A 16,468-nucleotide genomic window follows, 5' to 3' on the forward strand; every position below is an offset into this window, starting at 1 on the left:
AGCGCGACGGTGGACTGACGGTTAAGAAAATTCGCACCCACTGTGGTGAGGGCGTCGCGCACGCCGCCCTGATTTGCCGGCACGTCCCTAGTCAGGCAGATCGGGCGCGACGGCGGGTGGCCACCACGAGGCTGGCGCCGACGATCAGTAGCAGGGCACCACCCGCGACAGCCGGGACCACCCAGCCCGACCCGGTACGCGCCAGGCTGCCGCCACCGTTCGAGCCGCCACCGTTCTCGCCGCCCCCTGAGGAGCCGCCGCCGAACCCGGTGTTCGGGTCGACCGGACCGACCGCGACGTTGAGCGTGCGGCTGTCGGTGACGCTCTGGCCGGCCTTGGTGGTGCCGGTCATCTGCACGCCGAGGCGGTACACGCCCGGTTTGGTGAAGGCCCAGTTGCCGTGGGCGTGCGTGTTCGGCGGGATGCTCAGCTGTTGCGGCAACGACTTGGCGGAGTCGAAGAGCACGTTGGGTTTGCCGAAGGAGCCGGTGAGGAAGAGCTTGAACTGTCCCGGACCGTCCACTGTGGTGAGCCGCCAGGTGACGTTGCCGCGGGTGCCGCCCACGACGGAGGGGTCCTGGGTGTTCCAGCCGGGCCAGACGATGCCGGACTGCTGCGCCTGGGGCAGCAGCCACACGTCCGAGCCGGCCGGTCCGAGGAAGCTGTAGTCGGCTCCGGACGGCACCTTTATCTTCGCCTTGTCTACGGCATGGATGACCACATCGGACAGTTCGCGCCAGACCGGCGGGCTGCCGGTGTCGTCGCGGATCCGGATCCGCCAGGTGTTCCCGGACAGCTGCGGGCCCATGTCGATGTGACCGTCGGCGAACACCTTGCGCCCGCTGGCCGGCGCGGCGGCGGCCTGGGCAGCGACCTTCGGCGCCGCTCGGGCCTCGGGCGCCTCGAGGGTGTCCGCCGGTGGCGACGTGGGCGGCGTCCGGAGGGCGGGCGGCGCCGGGACCGCCTTCGCCGGCGGCTGCGGCGGCGAGGCGGGCGAGATCTCCGGGACCTCGATCCGGTACGTCGCCGTGGTGGTGAGCTGCCCGGCGGATGCGTCGAGCGTGACGCGGTAGCTGCCCGGTGCGTCGAACGCCCAGAGCGCGGCCCCGGTGCGGATGCCGACCGGCAACGTCATCGCGCGCGGGCCGGCCTCGCTGGTGCCGAGCAGCGGCGTGGGCACCCCGAACGACGAGACCGTGTACGCGTGGAACCGGCCCGGACCCGCCACGTCGCGCAGCCGCAGCGTGACGGTCTCGTTGGCGATGCGGCCGCGCGGGATCGCGGTGGTGTCCCAGAACGGGAAGCCGCCGGCGCCGCCCAGCACCCAGACAGGTGTGCCGGCCTTGCCGAGGAAGCCGAACTCGGCGCGGTCGGGCACAGTGCCGGCCATCCCGCCGCCGAACGTCACGGCGGCCGGGTCATGGCCGGGTTCGCCGCGGCGGGCCTGGCCGGCGTCGCGGACCCGCACCGACAGCGCGTCGCCGTCGAGGCGGACGGAGACCAGGTCGGCGCCGGCCGCCGGCAGCGGTCGGGGCTCGGCGTGTGCCGCGGCCGGGGCGGTGGCGATCGCCAGCGTGATGGCGGCCAGCAGGCTCGCGGTGCGTTTCATCGCGTCATGTCCCTCGTGATCGGGTTGTGTTGGCATCGGACAGCTCCGGGCCGGCCGCCGGCGAGGCCGCGGCTTCGGCGCGGCCCTGCGCGCGGGCGGCGGCCAACGCGCGGGCGCTGGCGCGGCGGCGGTACAGCACCAGCCAGACGGCGCCGGCGCACAGCAGGAGCAGCACCGCTTGTGGCCCCGGCCACGCCCACACCGCCGCGTGGCCGGTGGCGGCCGGGGCCGCCGCGGTCGCGTTGACCGGCACCGGGGCGAGCTCGACGTCGACGTCGAGGCGGAACAACGGGATCGCACCCGGCACCCGGGTCGTCACGGTGTACTCGTCGCCCGGCAGGATCTCCGGCAGCGCGGCCGCGTCCACCCCGCGACGGCCGATCCCGAACGGGCCGGCGATCTCGACGCGCGGCCTGCCGGTGAGCCGGACGTTGCCGGTGTTGCGCACCCGGTAGGTGGCGGTCACGGTGCCACCGGCGAACGGGTTGAGCGTGCCGCCGTAGCCGGCGTCGAGCCGCTCGACCGTGAACGCGGGCGCGAGCTCACCGGTGACCCGCAGGTACACCCGGGCGCCGACCCGCCGGTCGACCCGCACCCGGTTGCCGCCGGCGTCGGTACCCGGCTCGGCGATCGACGCCACGATCCCGCCCGCGTGGTCGCCTGGGGTGGCGTCGCGCGGCACGGTCAGCCGGAACGGTACGTCCACTCTGGACTTGGACGGGATCACCAGCCGCCGGTACCGGGGCTCGAACACCACCCACGCGCCTACGTCGGTCGGTCGCTGGGCGGCGGGCAGCAGGTCGAAGCCGCCGCTGGGCGTGGTGAACGCGTCGCTGGCGTACACGTCTACGGTGATGGGCTGGCCGGAGTAGTTGGAAATGCCGGCGTAGTCGGTCAGCTCCGCGCCGGGGTCGAGCTTGTAGGTGAAAGCCGCCCGGCCGTCCGGTCCTTTCCGGCTGGACGGCGCCACCCCCCAGGTGACCGGCGCGGCACCCGCCGCTGGGGCGGGCGCTGACGGCGACGGGGGTGGGGCGGCGGCGACCGGCCCGGCCGGCAGTACGCCGGCCAGGACGGCCACCATCGTGAGAAGGACGCGCACGGCTAGATCGCGGTCAGCGTGAGCGTCGCGGTGTAGGTGCCGGCGCCGGTGTCGGTCGGTAGCTCCAGACGCAGCTCGGCGCCGAGCCGGGCCGTGCCACGACCACTGCCGGCCGGTGCCGAGCCCAGCACCGCGCCACCCGCGATACCGTTGCCGGACGTGAAGCCGGGTGGCGCGATCGGCCCGGCCACCACACCCTGCCCGCTGGCCTGCGCGAGGATCTGCGGCGTCCAGCCCAGGTACTTGCCCCCGAAGTTGGCCCCACCGTCGGCGGTGAAAGCGGAGACCTGGCCGGACGCGTTCCAGCCCGGCTTGGCGGCGCGGGTGTCGGTGACGGTCACCGGACGCAGCGCCCCGGCGGCCTCCAGCCGGTCGCCGGCGGCGCCGAGCGTCGTGGCCGGCAATGCGACGGTGCGGTCGTTCGGGTCGACGCTGAGCACCAGCGCGCCGTCGCTTTCCCGGACCGTGGCGACGATCGACTGGCTGCCGCCCGGCTCACCTGGCCCACCACCGTCCTCCACGACGAGGGTCACCGGTGCCGCCTCGGCGACCGCGTTGTGGTCCTCGTCGTAGAGCACCGCCTTGTACTGGCAGCCGTCCAGCGCTTCGGTCGCGGTGAACGAGTACGCGGCACCGCCCTCGCCCGGCACCACGGCGAAGTCGGCCGCGCCCGCGCACTTGCTGAACCAGTGGTAGTGGTCCAGTTCGGTTTCCGGGGTCTGCAAGGCGACGAGGTTGACCTGCTGTCCCGGTGCGTAGCTGTCCTGCATCCCGAAGATGTCCAAAGCCACCTCCGGATCAGGGTCGGTCAGCTCACCAACCGCGAACGTGTAGTCGACCGCACCGCTGGACACCGCTGTGCCGTCGGTCAGCGTGCCGTCCGCCTGGAACTTCAGCGTGTAGCGGCCGGTCGCGCTGAACGCCCAGTTGGCGTGGGCGTGCACGTGGTCACCGACCTCGATCGCGTCCGGCAGGCCGTCGTCGCTGCGGAACAGAACCTGAGCGTTGCCGAACGGGTCGTTGACGAACACGGACACCCGGCCCGGCCCCTCGACGCCGACAAGGCTCAGCCGGATCTTCCCGCCGGCGAAGACACCGGTGGGCAGGTTGAGCGTCTCCCAGCCCGGCCACAACAGGTTCGGGTCCTGCACCTGCGGCAACAACCAGACCGGCGTGCCCGGCGCGCCCAGGAACGCGTAGCTGGGCACGTCCGGCACCGTGGTCTGCGACTCCGGCAGCGCGTGGAACAGCACGTCCGCCGGATCCCGGGTGACCGGCGACGCACCCGTGTCGTCTCGCACCTTCAGCGACAGCGCGCCGCCCTCGTAGTGCACGTCGATCACGTCGACGTGCCCCCGCGAGAGCACTGTCTGCTCCGCCGCCAGCGCCGGCGATGGCGTCACCACGGCCGCCGCCACCAGCGAACCGATCGCCGCGAGCAGCACCAGCGGTCTGCTCATCGGTCTCATTCGGCTTCTCACATTCCTCCCCCTTGCGCCATCTACCTCATATTGGAAATGAAATCCAATACCACTAACTGCGCCGGAATCTAGCACGGACGCGACCGGCGCGTCGAGGTGAGGCGGGCCATCCCGGTCGTCCGTCCGATCCGAGGTGTCGCCTCGTTTTCCGCTTCCGCGGCTAGAAGACGTGCCGGGCCAGCAGTCCGTGCCGGGGCGCGCCCAGCCAGGCGCCGAGGAAGACCGCGGTGAGCACGAGCACGATGGTGCCGCCGACCGGCAGGTCCCACGACCACGAGACGTACAGGCCGGCGAGCGCGGAGAGCCCACCGATCGCCGGTGCGAGGACCATCATCACGGCGAGCCGGTCGGTCAGCAGGCGGGCCGCCGCGGCCGGTGTGACGAGCAGGGCCAGCACCAGGATGTTGCCGATGGTCCGGACCGAGATGACCACGGCGAGCGTGACGAGCACGTACAGCAGCAGGTCGAGCCAGAACACCCGCAGCCCCATCGCGCGGGCCGACTCGCGGTCCAGCGAGATGGCGACGAACTCCTTGTGCAGCAACAGGATCGCCAGCAGGATGACCAGGCCGGTACCGCCGACGACGTACACGTCCTCGTCCGGGATCCCGGTGATCGACCCGAACAGGAACTGTTGAAGCGAACCGGCGTACCCGGGGGCGCGGGAGATGACCACGATGCCGAGCGCGAACGCGGCCACGAAGAACACCCCGATGACCGAGTCCTCCTTCAGCCGCCGCTGCTGCGCGAACACCGCCACCAGGATCGCGGTCACCACGCCGGCGACGGTGCCGCCGAGGACAAGGTTGCCGGAGACGAGGAACGCGACCGCCAGGCCGGGAAACACCGCGTGGGCGACCGCGTCGCCGATGAACGCCATGCCGCGCAGGACCACGTAGCAGCCGACCACGCCGCACACGGTCGCCGACATCACCGCGATCAGCAGCGCCTTGCCCAGGAACGCCAGATCGGGGTTGAACAGGTCGGCGACGAAGTCCGCGGGCGACATCACGCACCCACCGTCTCGGGCTCACCGGCCGTGGCCGGCTCCGGCTGAAGGCCCAGCGCGGTGAACAGGTGGCTGCGCTCGCCGACCTCGAACGCGTCCATCCACACCCGACGGTCGCGCAGCTCGCCCGGCGGGCCGGCGACGATCACCGTGCGGTTGAGCAGCACCAGCCGGTCGCAGTCGTGCACCGCCGCGGCCAGGTCGTGGGTCGCCATCAGTACCGCCCGCTCGCGGGCCAGGGTGGCGAACAGCTCACCGAGCAGCTCCTGGGTCGGCATGTCCAGGCCGGCGTAGGGCTCGTCCAGCAGCAGGATGTCGGGCCGCAACGCCAAGGCCCGGGCCACGAGTACCCGTTGCCGCTGGCCGCCGGACAGCTCACCGACCGGCCGGCGGCGCAGGTCGGCCAGGCGTACCCGGTCCAGGGCCTCACCCACCGCGCGCCAGTCCGCCACGCCGGGACGGCGCAGCAGGCCGATGCGGCCGGTGCGGCCGCTGAGGACCGCCTGTTCCACGGAGATGGGAAAGTCCCAGGTGAACTCGTGCCGCTGCGGCACATACCCGACCGTCGCGCTGCCACCGACCGCTATCCTGCCGGCCTTGGCTCGGATCAGGCCGAGCACGCAGCGCAGCAGGGTGGTCTTGCCGGCGCCGTTCGGGCCGAGCAGCCCGACCAGTTCACCGGTGTCGACGCTCATATGCACGTCTCGGAGCACGGGCCGCCCGCCGAGGTCGACCGCCAGGCCCTCGACCGTAAGCGCGCTCATTGCTGCTCCTCCGCGGCGAGGGCGCGGCGGCGAGCCCGCGCGCCGCGTACCGTGACGACGATCAGCGCCACGGCGAACAGGGCCGCGGCGGCCACCAGCAGGGCAACGACGAGTCCGGACCCGCCGGAGCCGTTCTCGGACTCCGCAGCCGCGGCCGCGCTCGGCGTGGCGCCGGTGCTCGGCAGGCTTCCGGTGTAGGAGGCGGTGAACGCGCCGTCGACCGGGGTGCTGTCGCCGACCGCGATCCGCAGCACCTCCCGTCCGGCGACCCGGGTGCCGTCCACCAGGTCGGCGGTGATCTCGACCGCGACCAGGTACACGCCAGGCTTGGAGAAGATCCAGTTGGCGTGCGTGTGCGTGTTCGTCTCCACCCACAACGGCTGCGGATACGGCTTGGTGGAGTTCCACAGCACCTGTGGTGCGCCGAGGTTGCCGGACTGTAGGTACACCGTGAGGCTGCCGGGGCCTTGCACGCCGAGCAGGTTCATCGTCACGCCCCGCGCGATCGCCTCCATGACGCCAGGATCCTGGGTGTTCCAGCCGATCCACACCACGTCCTGGTCCTGCGTCTGCGGCACCACGTGCACCGGTGTACCCGGGCTCTGGCCGAGGAACGCGTATGCCGGGTCGTCCGGCACCCGCTGCACCGCCGCGTCGCGCACGCGCAGGACCGCGTCGGAGGGTTTACGCCAGACCGGTGGTACCACGGTGTCGTCGTGGATCTGAATCGTCCACGCACCGTCGCGGTAGCGCGGTCCGATGTCCACGTGCCCGGTTTCCAGCACCGCCCGGCCGGCCGCCACCGACTGGTCGGGGTCGAGGGTCTGGCCCAGGCCGTCCGGCTGCGGGGTCGGCGCGAGCGCCAGCGTCGCCGCCAGCGCGGCTGCCATCGTCTTCATCAGCTCAGGCATTCCTTCAAGGAGTCGGCGTTGAAGCGCATCATCTGTACGTAGGTCTCGACGGTGCCGTCGAACGTGTCCCCGTAGATCGAGCACACGCGCACGCCCTGCTCCTTGGCGACTTCGACCAATGTGGACGAACGGGCGCGCAGGTTCGGTTCGAGGAAGACCGCCCGTACCCGCAGGTTGCGGATCGTCTCGGTGAGCTTGACCCGGTCGGCCAGGCTCGGTTCGGTGGCCGGGTTGGGCGTCACGAAGCCGGCGACCGGGATGCCGTAGGCGTGGGCCAGGTAGCCGAACGCGTCGTGGGTCGTCACCAGGTAGCGGTTGGCCGGTGGGATCGCGGCGATCGTGGCGGCGACGTACGCGTCCAGCGCGGTCAGCTCGGCCAGATAGGCGTCCGCGCCGCGCCGGTAGCCGGCGGCACCGGCCGGGTCGACGCCGATCAGCGTGTCCCGGATCAGCTCCACATAGGACTGCGCGTTGCCGACGTCCTGCCACAGGTGCGGGTCGATCTCGCCGTGCACGTGCCGGCCCAGCACCGCCTGCGGCAGCTGGTACACCTTGTCACCCGGCCGGCCCAGGAAGCGGTACCCGCGGCCGGACGGGATCTGCTTGAGCGCCTTGCCCGGCACCTCGATCACGGTGGTCGCCGGGTCGTAGGTCTCCTGGTGCGCCTCCCCACCCCCGTGCGGGTCGGCGTACAGGTACAGCCGCCTCTGGTCCACGTCGACCGCGATGTCGGCGTGACCCGCGCCGAGCACCGTCCCGCCGACCGAGTGCGGGTCGACACCCACCGCGAACGTGAACGTCTGCCGGCCCAACTCCACCGGCTTCGAACCGTGCGCCACCGCCAGCCGGGCCTCCATCGTCAGCCGGTAGACACCCGGCTCGGTGAACGCCCAGCTCATGTGCGTGTGCGCGTCCGGTGGCAGCACGGCCGTGTCGTCCCGGTAGCCGCCGGCCGGGTCGAACCCGTCCGCGGAGTTGACGTAGAACTCCGGATCGCCGAACGACTCGGTCAGGTAGGCGACCAGGTCACCGGGGCCGGACACCTCCGTGGCGGACAGCAACACATCCGACGAGCGGTTCGCCCCGTACTGGCGGCCGGTGCCACGCACCCGCATGCCGAGCCAGATCGTGTCCAGCGAGGCATCCTCCACCAGCGGGATGATCTCGGCGGCGTACTTGGTGGCGCCCTCGGCGAGCGAGATATTGGGTACGCCCTCGCCGAGGTTGGCGTCCAGCGCCTTGATGACGCTCTGCGCCTCCAGCAGCAGGTAGTTACTGAACGCGACGTCGGCGTAGACCACGTTCCGGACATCCCGCAGCGTCGGCTCGTACCCGTGCGCGTCGGCGTCGTCCGGCACGATCGAGTCCACCAGCACCCGGTCACCGCCCACGTTGCGCACCAGGTCGGCCAGGATCCCGGTCGTCGTCACCACCTGCACCCGCTCGTCCGAGTCGCTCAGCGCGACCGGCGCCGTGCACCCGGACAGGACAACCGCCGCCACGACGGCAGCGGTCAACCACGGCGTCCTCATCCGCTGGTCTCCTCCCCACATGGCCAGCCGACCCGCACCGCTCACTATCAGTAATGAAAACGGTTTTCGGTAGCATAGCCAGTGATCCAGCGGCGGCAAAGACCCTCAACGAGATCTGTGACGCAGGCAGCGAAAAGCGGGACGGGGCCGACCCGGTCGACCCCGTCCCGCTATACCACCCGAAGGCGGATCAGTGTTCGTCGTAGTGTTCCCCGTGTACGGCGTGGCGGTGCCCGTCATGCACGTAGTCCACGTGGTCTTCGTGTGTCACGGCGTCGTGCCCGCAGCCGTCGGCATGGGTGTGCTCGTGCGCCTCGGCCTGCACGTGCACGCCCTGGACGCTGCACTCGTCGTAGTGGTCGCCGTGACTGTGGTGCACGTGGCCGTCGTGCAGGTAGTCGACATGGTCACCGTGCCGCACGCTGGCATGTCCACAGTCGCCGGCGTGGGTGTGCTCGTGCCCAGTGTGCGGGCGGTGTTCGGTCGCGGTCGTCATCTCTGGTTTTCCTCCTTCACGTGGGCGATGGCATCACGCACGATGTGCGCCACATGGGCATCGCGCAACGCGTACGCCATCTCCCTCCCCCTTCGGACCCGCCGCACCAGCCGTGCGTCCCGCAGCACCTTCAGGTGCTGCGACACCAGCGGCTGCGCCAACCCGGTCGCCGCCACCAACTGGTGCACGAGGTGTTCCTGGTCGGCCAGCAGGTCCACGATCGCCACCCGGACCGGCGAGGCCAGCACCCGAAACAGGGCCCCCACCTCCTCGTAACGATCCAGCGACGCCTCTGTCACCGATACATAGTCGCATGCGCAATGAAGCATACAAAGTCCGTGAGCTGCGAAGTCCGGCGACTGATCAGCGGACACGTGGTCACACGGTGCGCAGGTCGAGCGTGTGCCAGGCGATGCTCTCTCCTATGGCGGTGGACCACCACAGCACCCCGCCCCGGTAGAACACCCTGGCCACCGCGTCGGCCACGCTGATCAGCCGCCGTACCTTCAGGTCGTAGACGAGCAGCCGCCGTCCACCGTTCGCGGCGACGACCGTGCTCGAGCCCGCCAAGAGCACCTCGAACCGGTCCAGCACCGCCACGTCGACGATCGCGGCGGTAGCGCCGTCGTCGGCCACCCGCCGCCGCTGCGAGCCGTCCACCCGTATCAGCTCGCTCCGAACAGGGCCGTCGCCGGACAAGACGAACACCCGGCACCAGCCGGGCCCGCATCTGTCCAGCATGTCGCCGGCGGCGTCGACGGTAACCACCTGCGCGGTGTCCATACTGCGCAGCCGAGCCCGACCACTACTGCCGGCGCTGGCCAGCCACGGCCAGCCGGACAGCGTCCACGTACCAGGCTCCGTGCGCACCTCAACCCGGCCACCGCCGACCGGCACCGACCGTACCTCGGTGGCTTCCTGGCCGCCGGGTGCCTCCGCCGTCCAGTACAGCCGGCCGGACTCGACGACGATGTCGTAGTCCGAGCCGAAGAACGCCACCCGGCCGGTGTCCCCGGTAATCTTCCGCGGCGTCCCACCAGGCAGACCTGCCCGCCACAGCTCGGTCCGCACTGTGCCGTCCCGGCCGGTGACCGACTCGGCCCAGACCAGCTGCCCGCCGGCGGGGGTGAAGCCGGCGTACCGCGGGGCCACCGCCGTCGGGAGCCGGCGCAGCACATGGACCGCCCCGTCAGCTCCCCGCACCACCAGACGCACCTCACCGCCGCCCGGATCGGACGCGGTACCGACCGAGACCCGCTCGTCCAGGAAGTAGACCGGGCTGTAGAGCGCGCCGTCAGACAGCACACCAGGCACTTGCGCGCGCTGGGCATGCGGCCACACCACCTCCGCGGCAGGCGGCCGAGGGCGCGGCGAACGGAGCCGGTCCGGCACCTGCGCCACCAGCACTCCGGCCGCGCCCACGGCAGCGACCAGCCCCAGCACGCCACGAACCGACTGCCGGGGCCGCCACCGTGACGGCTCCGGCACCGGTCCACTCTGTCGGTGCACCACCACGCAAAAACCGTAGCCGCCACGTCTGCGACCGGCCGGCCGCGTATGACGCGCTGTCCTGGTGTAGCGGGTCGGGGGTGTTGCCGCGGCGGACGCGAGTGGGCGCGATCGATTCTGCGGACGGCCGGACAGCCCGCATAGCTGGGCTTTGACAGCCTGAACCGAGTCGGCGAGGGCACCGTCGTTGCCGGGGGCAGCCGATCGGGCGCCGGTGGTGCGTGCGTCAGGCGGTGGCCAGCATGCCGGGCGGATCAGTCGCGGTCGCGGCGGCGGGGCCGGTCCGGGACTGGTTTTCAGAGCCGGTCGACATGGGCAGGGACCGGTCGATCGGGGCGGTGAACAGGCCAAGCAGCCCAGTCACCTCCAGCACGCGGCGGACTATCGGTTGCGGATGGGTGATCCACACCCGGCGTCCGGCCCGGACGGCGGCGTTGCGGACGGCGACGAGCGCGCCGATGCCGGTGCAATCCAGAAAGCTCACCCCGGCCAGGTCGACGTCAAGCACAGCGGGGCCGTGCTCGTGCAGGAGGCCGAGCAGCCGGTCGCGGAGCACGTAAGCGGTTGCCAGGTCGACCTCGCCGGCCACGGCGACCAGCGCCGTGGACGGTGATGGCCAACTGGTGTCGAGGTGGAGCTGGGTAAACGCGGTCCCGGGCGAAAACGTGGTGGCCATGATGAACCTCCGGCCCAACTGCCGTACGGGGATTGCGTGGTGAGCGGGCGAGGGCTGGGCCCGTGGCCGGGGAGGCAACCACCCGAAACTGCGGCTGGTGGTTGCGGGCTCGATGAGCCGCGCACATCGGTGCGGCGCAGCTACCCCGCAGGCTACCCCAGGAGTGTTCGCGCAGGGAGCCTTCTGTGTCCTGCGCCAACCCCGCGGCACTGCGCGGCTGGCAGCGGAACAGGTCGGGCACGACCATCTGGAAGGACATCGAGGTTTCTCTATGTGTTGATCTGTCCGAAGTGAGCGAGACCCCGTTGTCGTATTCGCTGATCGCTTCGATGTCCACCGCAGCGGATCGGTCGAGGCTAGGCACCAGTCCGCCGGGTTGCCGGCGCCACCCCGCGATCCCCACCAAGGCGATGTTGACCTGCTCGGCGCCAGTGCCGACCCGGCGTTCGGGTGCGTCGCTGCCTGGTCAGGACCTACGGCACCGGCGTCGTCTGTGCGACAGCGATTTTCCAGCCGGCGGGCTCGCGCACCACGGTGAACGTGAGGCTGCCCCTCGTCGGCACGGCGGATCCTTCGCCGCGCTCGTCGGAGACGTACTTGGCACAGCTCACCAGCGCGACGTCGGGACGAATGAAGCGGATGTCCTCGATTTCCAGACGGGTGAACACCTTGGCCATCGGGCTCTTCAGCCCGGCTGTCATCGCCTCGCGCAGCGCCTCCCTTCCGAGGACGCGGCGCCCGGCGATGTTCACCAGTACCAGGTCGGGGTGGTGCAGTGCGACGAACTCCTCGACGTCGCTCTGGTGCCGGTCGACGGCGGCGACAAGGTCGCGGATGGCGGTCAGATCCTGCTGGTCGGTCATCGGGACTCCCCGGGATTTCAGTTGCGGAGTGATTTGCTCCGCACTCGGAACAGTACGCCGGAGCGAAGTGCTCCGCAATGCGTATGATGCGGACGTGAGCAGGCCCACCCGACGTACCCACCGGCAGGCCGAGGCCGAAGCCAACGACCGTGCGCTGCTCGAAGCCGCACGCGAGGTCGTCGCCGTCGACGGCGTGCACGCGTCGGTGGCCACGATCGCCGCGCGGGCCGGCGTGGGCATCGGCAGCCTCTACCGGCGATACCGAACTAAGGAGGAGCTCTTTCAGCGGCTGGTCGTGATCGGGCTAGACCGCTGGCTCGCCGCGGCAGAGGCGGGTCTGGCCCACGACGACCCGTGGGACGGGCTCGCGCACTACGTCCTGGCCGGGATCGACATCGGCCAGGGGTCGCTCGGCGCGATCGCCGGCACAATCGAGATCACCGACGAAATCACCGAGAAAAACCGGCGCTGCGACGAAGCCGTCGACGCGCTCATCAGCCGCGCGCACACGGCCGGTGTGCTGCGCCCCGACGTCACCAGGACCGACCTGCACCTGCTGATCGAGCAGCTCGGAAAGTCGCCAATGATCGACCAGCTGCGCCGGCAGGGCCGCACCGACCTCATCGACACGGCCAGGCACGCACGCGCCCGCATCAACGCCATCGCCCTCGATGGCCTCCGCGCCGGCGCACCCCACCAGCTTCCCGGTGGGCCACCCGATGCCGCGTTGCTCTCCGGACGGTGGGAGCGGCCGGCGGGGACCCCTCAGCCGTCATAGATCACCAGCGCTTCCGATCGTGCTGTTATCCGCGCGCCGAAAGGGGTCGAACCCACCGGCCGGCTCGGCCGACGACCGCCCCGTAGTGTCTGGCGCACGCCACGCCGCCCGCTGATCTGCGACGAGAAGAAGGGGGCAACCGCCTGCGTGAGCGGCCAGGCGCCGCGCGCCCGGCGGCCGGCGGTGCCTGGTCAATCGACCGCCGGTGTGGGGTGCTGCCGCTGCCCGGATCCATGGCCGGACTGCTGGTCGAGAATCAGCCGAGGGCGGCGAGGCGCACGTGGTCGTCCAACGGGAGTTCGCCGGCGGCTACCGCGTTGATCTCCAGACTGCGCAGCTCGGCGCGACCGCCCGTCACCGTGGTGAACGCGGTGTCGGCGGCGTCCCTGCCCGTGGCGATGCGGACCAGGGCCGGGCGAGGTGCCAACCGCGTGGCATCCCACACCTGCCAGCGGCCATCGATCTCGGCCTCCACCACGGCGTGGAAATCCATCGGGTCAAGGCCAGGGGCGTAAACGGAAGCGATCCGCGCGGGCACGTCAACCGCCCGGCACAGCGCGGCCACCAGATGGGCGAAGTCACGGCAGACGCCGCGAGCGGACATCAGCGTGTCCACCGCGTCCGTGGTCGGGCCGCTCGATTCGGACACGTACCCGACGTGCCGCCACACGTAGTCATGGATCGCCCGCACTCGCTCCAGGGCCGTGGGCAGTTCGCCGAAGTGGCTCTGCGCCAGGCCAGCCAGCCGGTCCGACGGGCAATACCGGCTCGGGCGTAGGGCCTCCACCCGCTCCTCATCGGTCACCGGTGCAGGCGTTCCAGCGCCGGCGGCGACTGTCGCCTCGTAGCCGACGGTCACGGTCCCCGGCTGGACGTGGAACAGGTGCTGCCGACCCCCGACCGCTCCAACCAGTTCCTGAGCGGGCATCGGAACCGTGTTGTTGACGATCTCGAGACGCTCGCTGATCGTGGCCCCGTGCCGGCGGGCGACCGCGATCTGGATCACGACGGTGGCCGGTGTGGCCACGTCAAGGGCGAGCGTGCAACCGACACGACTCGCCTGGCCATCCCGGTCCGGCAGGCTCACCCGCGGGGTTCGGCCGCATCGACCGGACCGACATCGAAAGGTGTCCGCAGTCGCACCATCGCGGCCTCGCCCGCGTCCGGCACGGCCCGCCGCTGCGCCGACGTCTCGGCGGTCGGCGCCGGCAGGAAAAGATCTCCGTATGATCCGGACGCCTCCGGGGCGGGATCACGTACTGCCTCACTGGTCATTTCGGCTCCAATGCAAGCTAACAAGGCGAAGAGCGCCGCCCGCTGCGAAACGCGAGCCGGCGGGTTGGGGTACCACTCCTGAAAGGCTAACCGTACTCGCCCGCTCGAGGCAGGGCCCGCGCCGGCACCGTGAGCCAGGACGAAGTTCCATAGTGGACGGAGGTAGTATACATGGCGAAGGGGAGAAGCGCCCACCAGGCCCGAGCTGGCGGACGCCAACTATCGGAACGGGTCGGCCACTCCTTCTGCCCTTGGTAGCACTTGGCGACTGCGGTGTAACGGCGGCGGCATACGCCGGTAACGTGCGGTCGCGATCGTCACGGGATGGGCGCGCGGGTCGAGACGCATTGCCCGTACTGCTCGTTGCAGTGCGGCGTGCGGATGCGGGTCGAGCCGCGCCGTGCTCCGGCCATCGAGCCGACTGAGTTTCCGACCAACCGGGGTGGCCTGTGCGCCAAGGGTTGGAGCGCACCGGAGCTGCTGGACCACCCCGACCGGCTGACCACACCGCTGGTCCGCGACGACCGGTCCGGCCCGTTCCGGCCGACGAGCTGGGACGAGGCGCTCCACCGCGTCACCGCCGCGATCCGGCGTGCGCAGCGGGCGTACGGGCCGGCAGCCGTCGGCTGCTTCGGCGGCGGCGGGCTGACCAACGAGAAGGCGTACCAGCTGGGCAAGTTCGCGCGGGTGGCGCTGCGGACGCCGCATATCGACTACAACGGCCGGTTCTGCATGTCCTCGGCGGCGACGGCGGCCAACCGCGCGTTCGGCATCGACCGGGGGCTGCCGTTTCCACTGGCCGATATCGCCGAGGCCGATGCCGTGTTGCTGGTGGGCAGCAACCCTGCGGATACGATGCCGCCGGCGATGCAGTACTTCGACGCGGGGCGGGCTCGCGGCGCGGCGCACATCGTGGTCGACCCGCGCCGCTCGGCCACCGCGCGGGGCGGCACGCTGCACCTCCAGCCGACCCCCGGCACCGACCTGGCACTGGCCAACGGGCTGCTGCACATCGCGATCCGCGAAGGCCACGTGGACAAGGCCTATGTGGACGGCCGCACCACAGGCTTCGACACGGTACGCGCGGCGGTGGCCGCCTGGTGGCCGGACCGGGTGGAGCGGGTCACCGGGGTGAGCGAGGCGCTGCTGCGCCGCACCGTGCAGCTGCTGGCCACCGCGCCGTCCGCGATGATCCTGACCGCGCGCGGCGCCGAGCAGCACAGCAACGGCACCGACACCACGCAGGCCTACATCAACCTGGCCCTCGCCCTGGGCCTGCCGGGACGTCCGTACTCCGGGTACGGGACGGTCACCGGCCAGGGCAACGGGCAAGGCGGGCGGGAGCACGGGCAGAAGGCCGACCAGCTACCCGGCTACCGGCGCATCGACGACCCGGCCGCCCGCGCGCACGTCGCCGGCGTCTGGGGTGTGGATCCGGCGGACCTGCCCGGCCCGGGCGTCTCCGCGATGGAGATGCTCGACCGGCTCGGCACGCCCGGCGGGGTACGCGCGCTGCTGGTGCTCGCCTCGAACATCGTCGTCTCCGCCCCGGACCGCAACCGGGTTCGCGCCCGCCTGTCCGCTCTGGACTTCCTGGCCGTCTCCGACATGTTCCTCTCCGACACGGCGGCGCTGGCCGACGTCGTCCTGCCCACCGCCCAGTGGGCCGAGGAGGAGGGCACGATGACCAACCTGGAGGGGCGGGTCATCCGGCGCAAGCGCGTGCTGGCGCCGCCGGAAGGAGTGCTCGACGACCTGGCGCTGCTCGCCGCGCTCGCCGAGCGGCTGGAGGCACCCGGCCGGTTCTCGGCCGACCCGCGCACCGTCTTCGAGGAGCTGCGCCGGGCCAGCGCGGGCGGGACCGCCGACTACGCGGGCATCTCGTACGAGCGGATCGAAGCAGAGCAGGGCGTCTTCTGGCCCTGCCCGGCACCCGACCACCCGGGCACACCGCGGCTCTTCGCCGAACGGTTCGCCACCGCGGACGGGCGGGCCCGGTTCATCCGGGTGGACCACCGCGAGCCGGCCGAGCCGCCCGATGCGGAGTACCCGTACGTGCTCACCACCGGCCGCATCATGCAGCAGTACCAGAGCGGCAACCAGACCCGCCGGTCCCGCTCGCTGCGGCTGACCGCGGACGACCCGAGGGTGGAGATCCACCCCGACCTGGCCCGCCGGCTCGGTATCGGCGCCGCGGACCTGGTCCAGCTGCGCACCCGCCGCGGCACCGCCGTCTTCCGCGCCTACCTGACCGACACGATCCGGCCCGACACCGTCTTCGCACCCTTCCACTGGGGCGGGCTGGCCAGCGCGAACGCGTTGACCGACCCGACGCTCGACCGCCACTCGAAAATGCCCGCGTTCAAGTCCTGCGCCGTCGCGGTGCGCCGGATCGGCGGGCCCGACGACCGCTCGCCCGCCACACCACCACCCACGCATCCACCGCCGTCCAGAAGGGACAGCTGA

General features: G+C 71.5%; 15 protein-coding genes. 2 read left to right on the forward strand and 13 right to left on the reverse strand.

Features of this window, described 5'->3' with window-relative positions; all coding sequences use genetic code 11:
* Positions 1–91: 91 nt before the first annotated feature.
* From ACTMTJ_RS08025 to ACTMTJ_RS08080, 12 genes are all read right to left on the reverse strand, one after another.
* The gene (locus ACTMTJ_RS08025; protein ID WP_441215494.1) at positions 92–1,609 is read right to left on the reverse strand and encodes a TIGR03773 family transporter-associated surface protein; all 1,518 of its coding nucleotides are present in this window, start codon (positions 1,607–1,609) and stop codon (positions 92–94) included.
* 4 nt (positions 1,610–1,613) lie between these two features.
* The gene (locus tag ACTMTJ_RS08030) at positions 1,614–2,690 is read right to left on the reverse strand and encodes a WxL protein peptidoglycan domain-containing protein (protein ID WP_441215852.1); all 1,077 of its coding nucleotides are present in this window, start codon (positions 2,688–2,690) and stop codon (positions 1,614–1,616) included.
* A 20-nt stretch (positions 2,691–2,710) separates the two neighbouring features.
* The gene (locus tag ACTMTJ_RS08035; protein WP_441215495.1) at positions 2,711–4,168 is read right to left on the reverse strand and encodes a choice-of-anchor M domain-containing protein; all 1,458 of its coding nucleotides are present in this window, start codon (positions 4,166–4,168) and stop codon (positions 2,711–2,713) included.
* Positions 4,169–4,349: 181 nt separating this feature from the next.
* A complete protein-coding gene (locus ACTMTJ_RS08040) occupies positions 4,350–5,198 on the reverse strand; it encodes an anchored repeat-type ABC transporter permease subunit (RefSeq protein ID WP_441215853.1) in 849 nt (282 codons plus the stop codon).
* Entirely contained in the window at positions 5,198–5,962 is a 765-nt protein-coding gene (locus ACTMTJ_RS08045; protein ID WP_441215496.1) for an anchored repeat-type ABC transporter ATP-binding subunit, read from the reverse strand. The genes ACTMTJ_RS08040 and ACTMTJ_RS08045 overlap by 1 nt, the downstream gene beginning before the upstream one ends.
* On the reverse strand, positions 5,959–6,861 hold the full coding sequence (locus ACTMTJ_RS08050; protein ID WP_441215497.1) for a choice-of-anchor M domain-containing protein: 903 nt from the start codon (positions 6,859–6,861) through the stop codon (positions 5,959–5,961). Before ACTMTJ_RS08050 ends, ACTMTJ_RS08045 begins: the two co-directional genes overlap by 4 nt.
* Complete coding sequence (locus ACTMTJ_RS08055; RefSeq protein WP_441215498.1) at positions 6,861–8,405, reverse strand: anchored repeat ABC transporter, substrate-binding protein; 1,545 nt, start codon at positions 8,403–8,405, stop codon at positions 6,861–6,863. The genes ACTMTJ_RS08050 and ACTMTJ_RS08055 overlap by 1 nt, the downstream gene beginning before the upstream one ends.
* A gap of 190 nt (positions 8,406–8,595) precedes the next feature.
* Positions 8,596–8,901: a hypothetical protein gene (locus tag ACTMTJ_RS08060; protein ID WP_441215499.1), complete on the reverse strand. Its 306-nt coding sequence runs from the start codon at positions 8,899–8,901 to the stop codon at positions 8,596–8,598.
* The gene (locus ACTMTJ_RS08065; RefSeq protein ID WP_441215500.1) at positions 8,898–9,200 is read right to left on the reverse strand and encodes an ArsR/SmtB family transcription factor; all 303 of its coding nucleotides are present in this window, start codon (positions 9,198–9,200) and stop codon (positions 8,898–8,900) included. Before ACTMTJ_RS08065 ends, ACTMTJ_RS08060 begins: the two co-directional genes overlap by 4 nt.
* Positions 9,201–9,279: 79 nt before the next feature.
* On the reverse strand, positions 9,280–10,416 hold the full coding sequence (locus ACTMTJ_RS08070) for a hypothetical protein (protein ID WP_441215501.1): 1,137 nt from the start codon (positions 10,414–10,416) through the stop codon (positions 9,280–9,282).
* Positions 10,417–10,636: 220 nt separating this feature from the next.
* A complete protein-coding gene (locus ACTMTJ_RS08075) occupies positions 10,637–11,086 on the reverse strand; it encodes an STAS domain-containing protein (RefSeq protein ID WP_441215502.1) in 450 nt (149 codons plus the stop codon).
* Positions 11,087–11,559: 473 nt separating this feature from the next.
* On the reverse strand, positions 11,560–11,949 hold the full coding sequence (locus ACTMTJ_RS08080) for a YybH family protein (RefSeq protein WP_441215503.1): 390 nt from the start codon (positions 11,947–11,949) through the stop codon (positions 11,560–11,562).
* Positions 11,950–12,043: 94 nt separating this feature from the next.
* Here ACTMTJ_RS08080 and ACTMTJ_RS08085 point away from each other — a divergent pair, with 94 nt between their 5' ends.
* Complete coding sequence (locus ACTMTJ_RS08085; protein ID WP_441215504.1) at positions 12,044–12,727, forward strand: TetR/AcrR family transcriptional regulator; 684 nt, start codon at positions 12,044–12,046, stop codon at positions 12,725–12,727.
* Positions 12,728–12,983: 256 nt separating this feature from the next.
* Here ACTMTJ_RS08085 and ACTMTJ_RS08090 read toward each other — a convergent pair whose 3' ends face one another.
* Entirely contained in the window at positions 12,984–13,814 is an 831-nt protein-coding gene (locus tag ACTMTJ_RS08090) for a transglutaminase-like domain-containing protein (RefSeq protein ID WP_441215505.1), read from the reverse strand.
* A gap of 512 nt (positions 13,815–14,326) precedes the next feature.
* Between ACTMTJ_RS08090 and ACTMTJ_RS08095 the strand changes: the two genes are divergently transcribed.
* On the forward strand, positions 14,327–16,468 hold the full coding sequence (locus tag ACTMTJ_RS08095; protein WP_441215506.1) for a molybdopterin oxidoreductase family protein: 2,142 nt from the start codon (positions 14,327–14,329) through the stop codon (positions 16,466–16,468).

Origin of the sequence: Phytohabitans sp. LJ34 (assembly GCF_052068095.1) — a bacterium.
Lineage (GTDB): Bacteria > Actinomycetota > Actinomycetes > Mycobacteriales > Micromonosporaceae > Phytohabitans.

What these genes read in the sequence shown, in the direction of transcription:
- ACTMTJ_RS08025 (WP_441215494.1), bottom strand. Translation starts at nt 1,609, where the DNA reads ATGAAACGCACCGCGAGCCTGCTGGCCGCCATCACGCTGGCGATCGCC.
- ACTMTJ_RS08030 (WP_441215852.1), bottom strand. Translation starts at nt 2,690, where the DNA reads ATGGTGGCCGTCCTGGCCGGCGTACTGCCGGCCGGGCCGGTCGCCGCC.
- ACTMTJ_RS08035 (WP_441215495.1), bottom strand. Translation starts at nt 4,168, where the DNA reads ATGAGCAGACCGCTGGTGCTGCTCGCGGCGATCGGTTCGCTGGTGGCG.
- ACTMTJ_RS08040 (WP_441215853.1), bottom strand. Translation starts at nt 5,198, where the DNA reads ATGTCGCCCGCGGACTTCGTCGCCGACCTGTTCAACCCCGATCTGGCG.
- ACTMTJ_RS08045 (WP_441215496.1), bottom strand. Translation starts at nt 5,962, where the DNA reads ATGAGCGCGCTTACGGTCGAGGGCCTGGCGGTCGACCTCGGCGGGCGG.
- ACTMTJ_RS08050 (WP_441215497.1), bottom strand. Translation starts at nt 6,861, where the DNA reads ATGAAGACGATGGCAGCCGCGCTGGCGGCGACGCTGGCGCTCGCGCCG.
- ACTMTJ_RS08055 (WP_441215498.1), bottom strand. Translation starts at nt 8,405, where the DNA reads ATGAGGACGCCGTGGTTGACCGCTGCCGTCGTGGCGGCGGTTGTCCTG.
- ACTMTJ_RS08060 (WP_441215499.1), bottom strand. Translation starts at nt 8,901, where the DNA reads ATGACGACCGCGACCGAACACCGCCCGCACACTGGGCACGAGCACACC.
- ACTMTJ_RS08075 (WP_441215502.1), bottom strand. Translation starts at nt 11,086, where the DNA reads ATGGCCACCACGTTTTCGCCCGGGACCGCGTTTACCCAGCTCCACCTC.
- ACTMTJ_RS08080 (WP_441215503.1), bottom strand. Translation starts at nt 11,949, where the DNA reads ATGACCGACCAGCAGGATCTGACCGCCATCCGCGACCTTGTCGCCGCC.
- ACTMTJ_RS08095 (WP_441215506.1), top strand. Translation starts at nt 14,327, where the DNA reads ATGGGCGCGCGGGTCGAGACGCATTGCCCGTACTGCTCGTTGCAGTGC.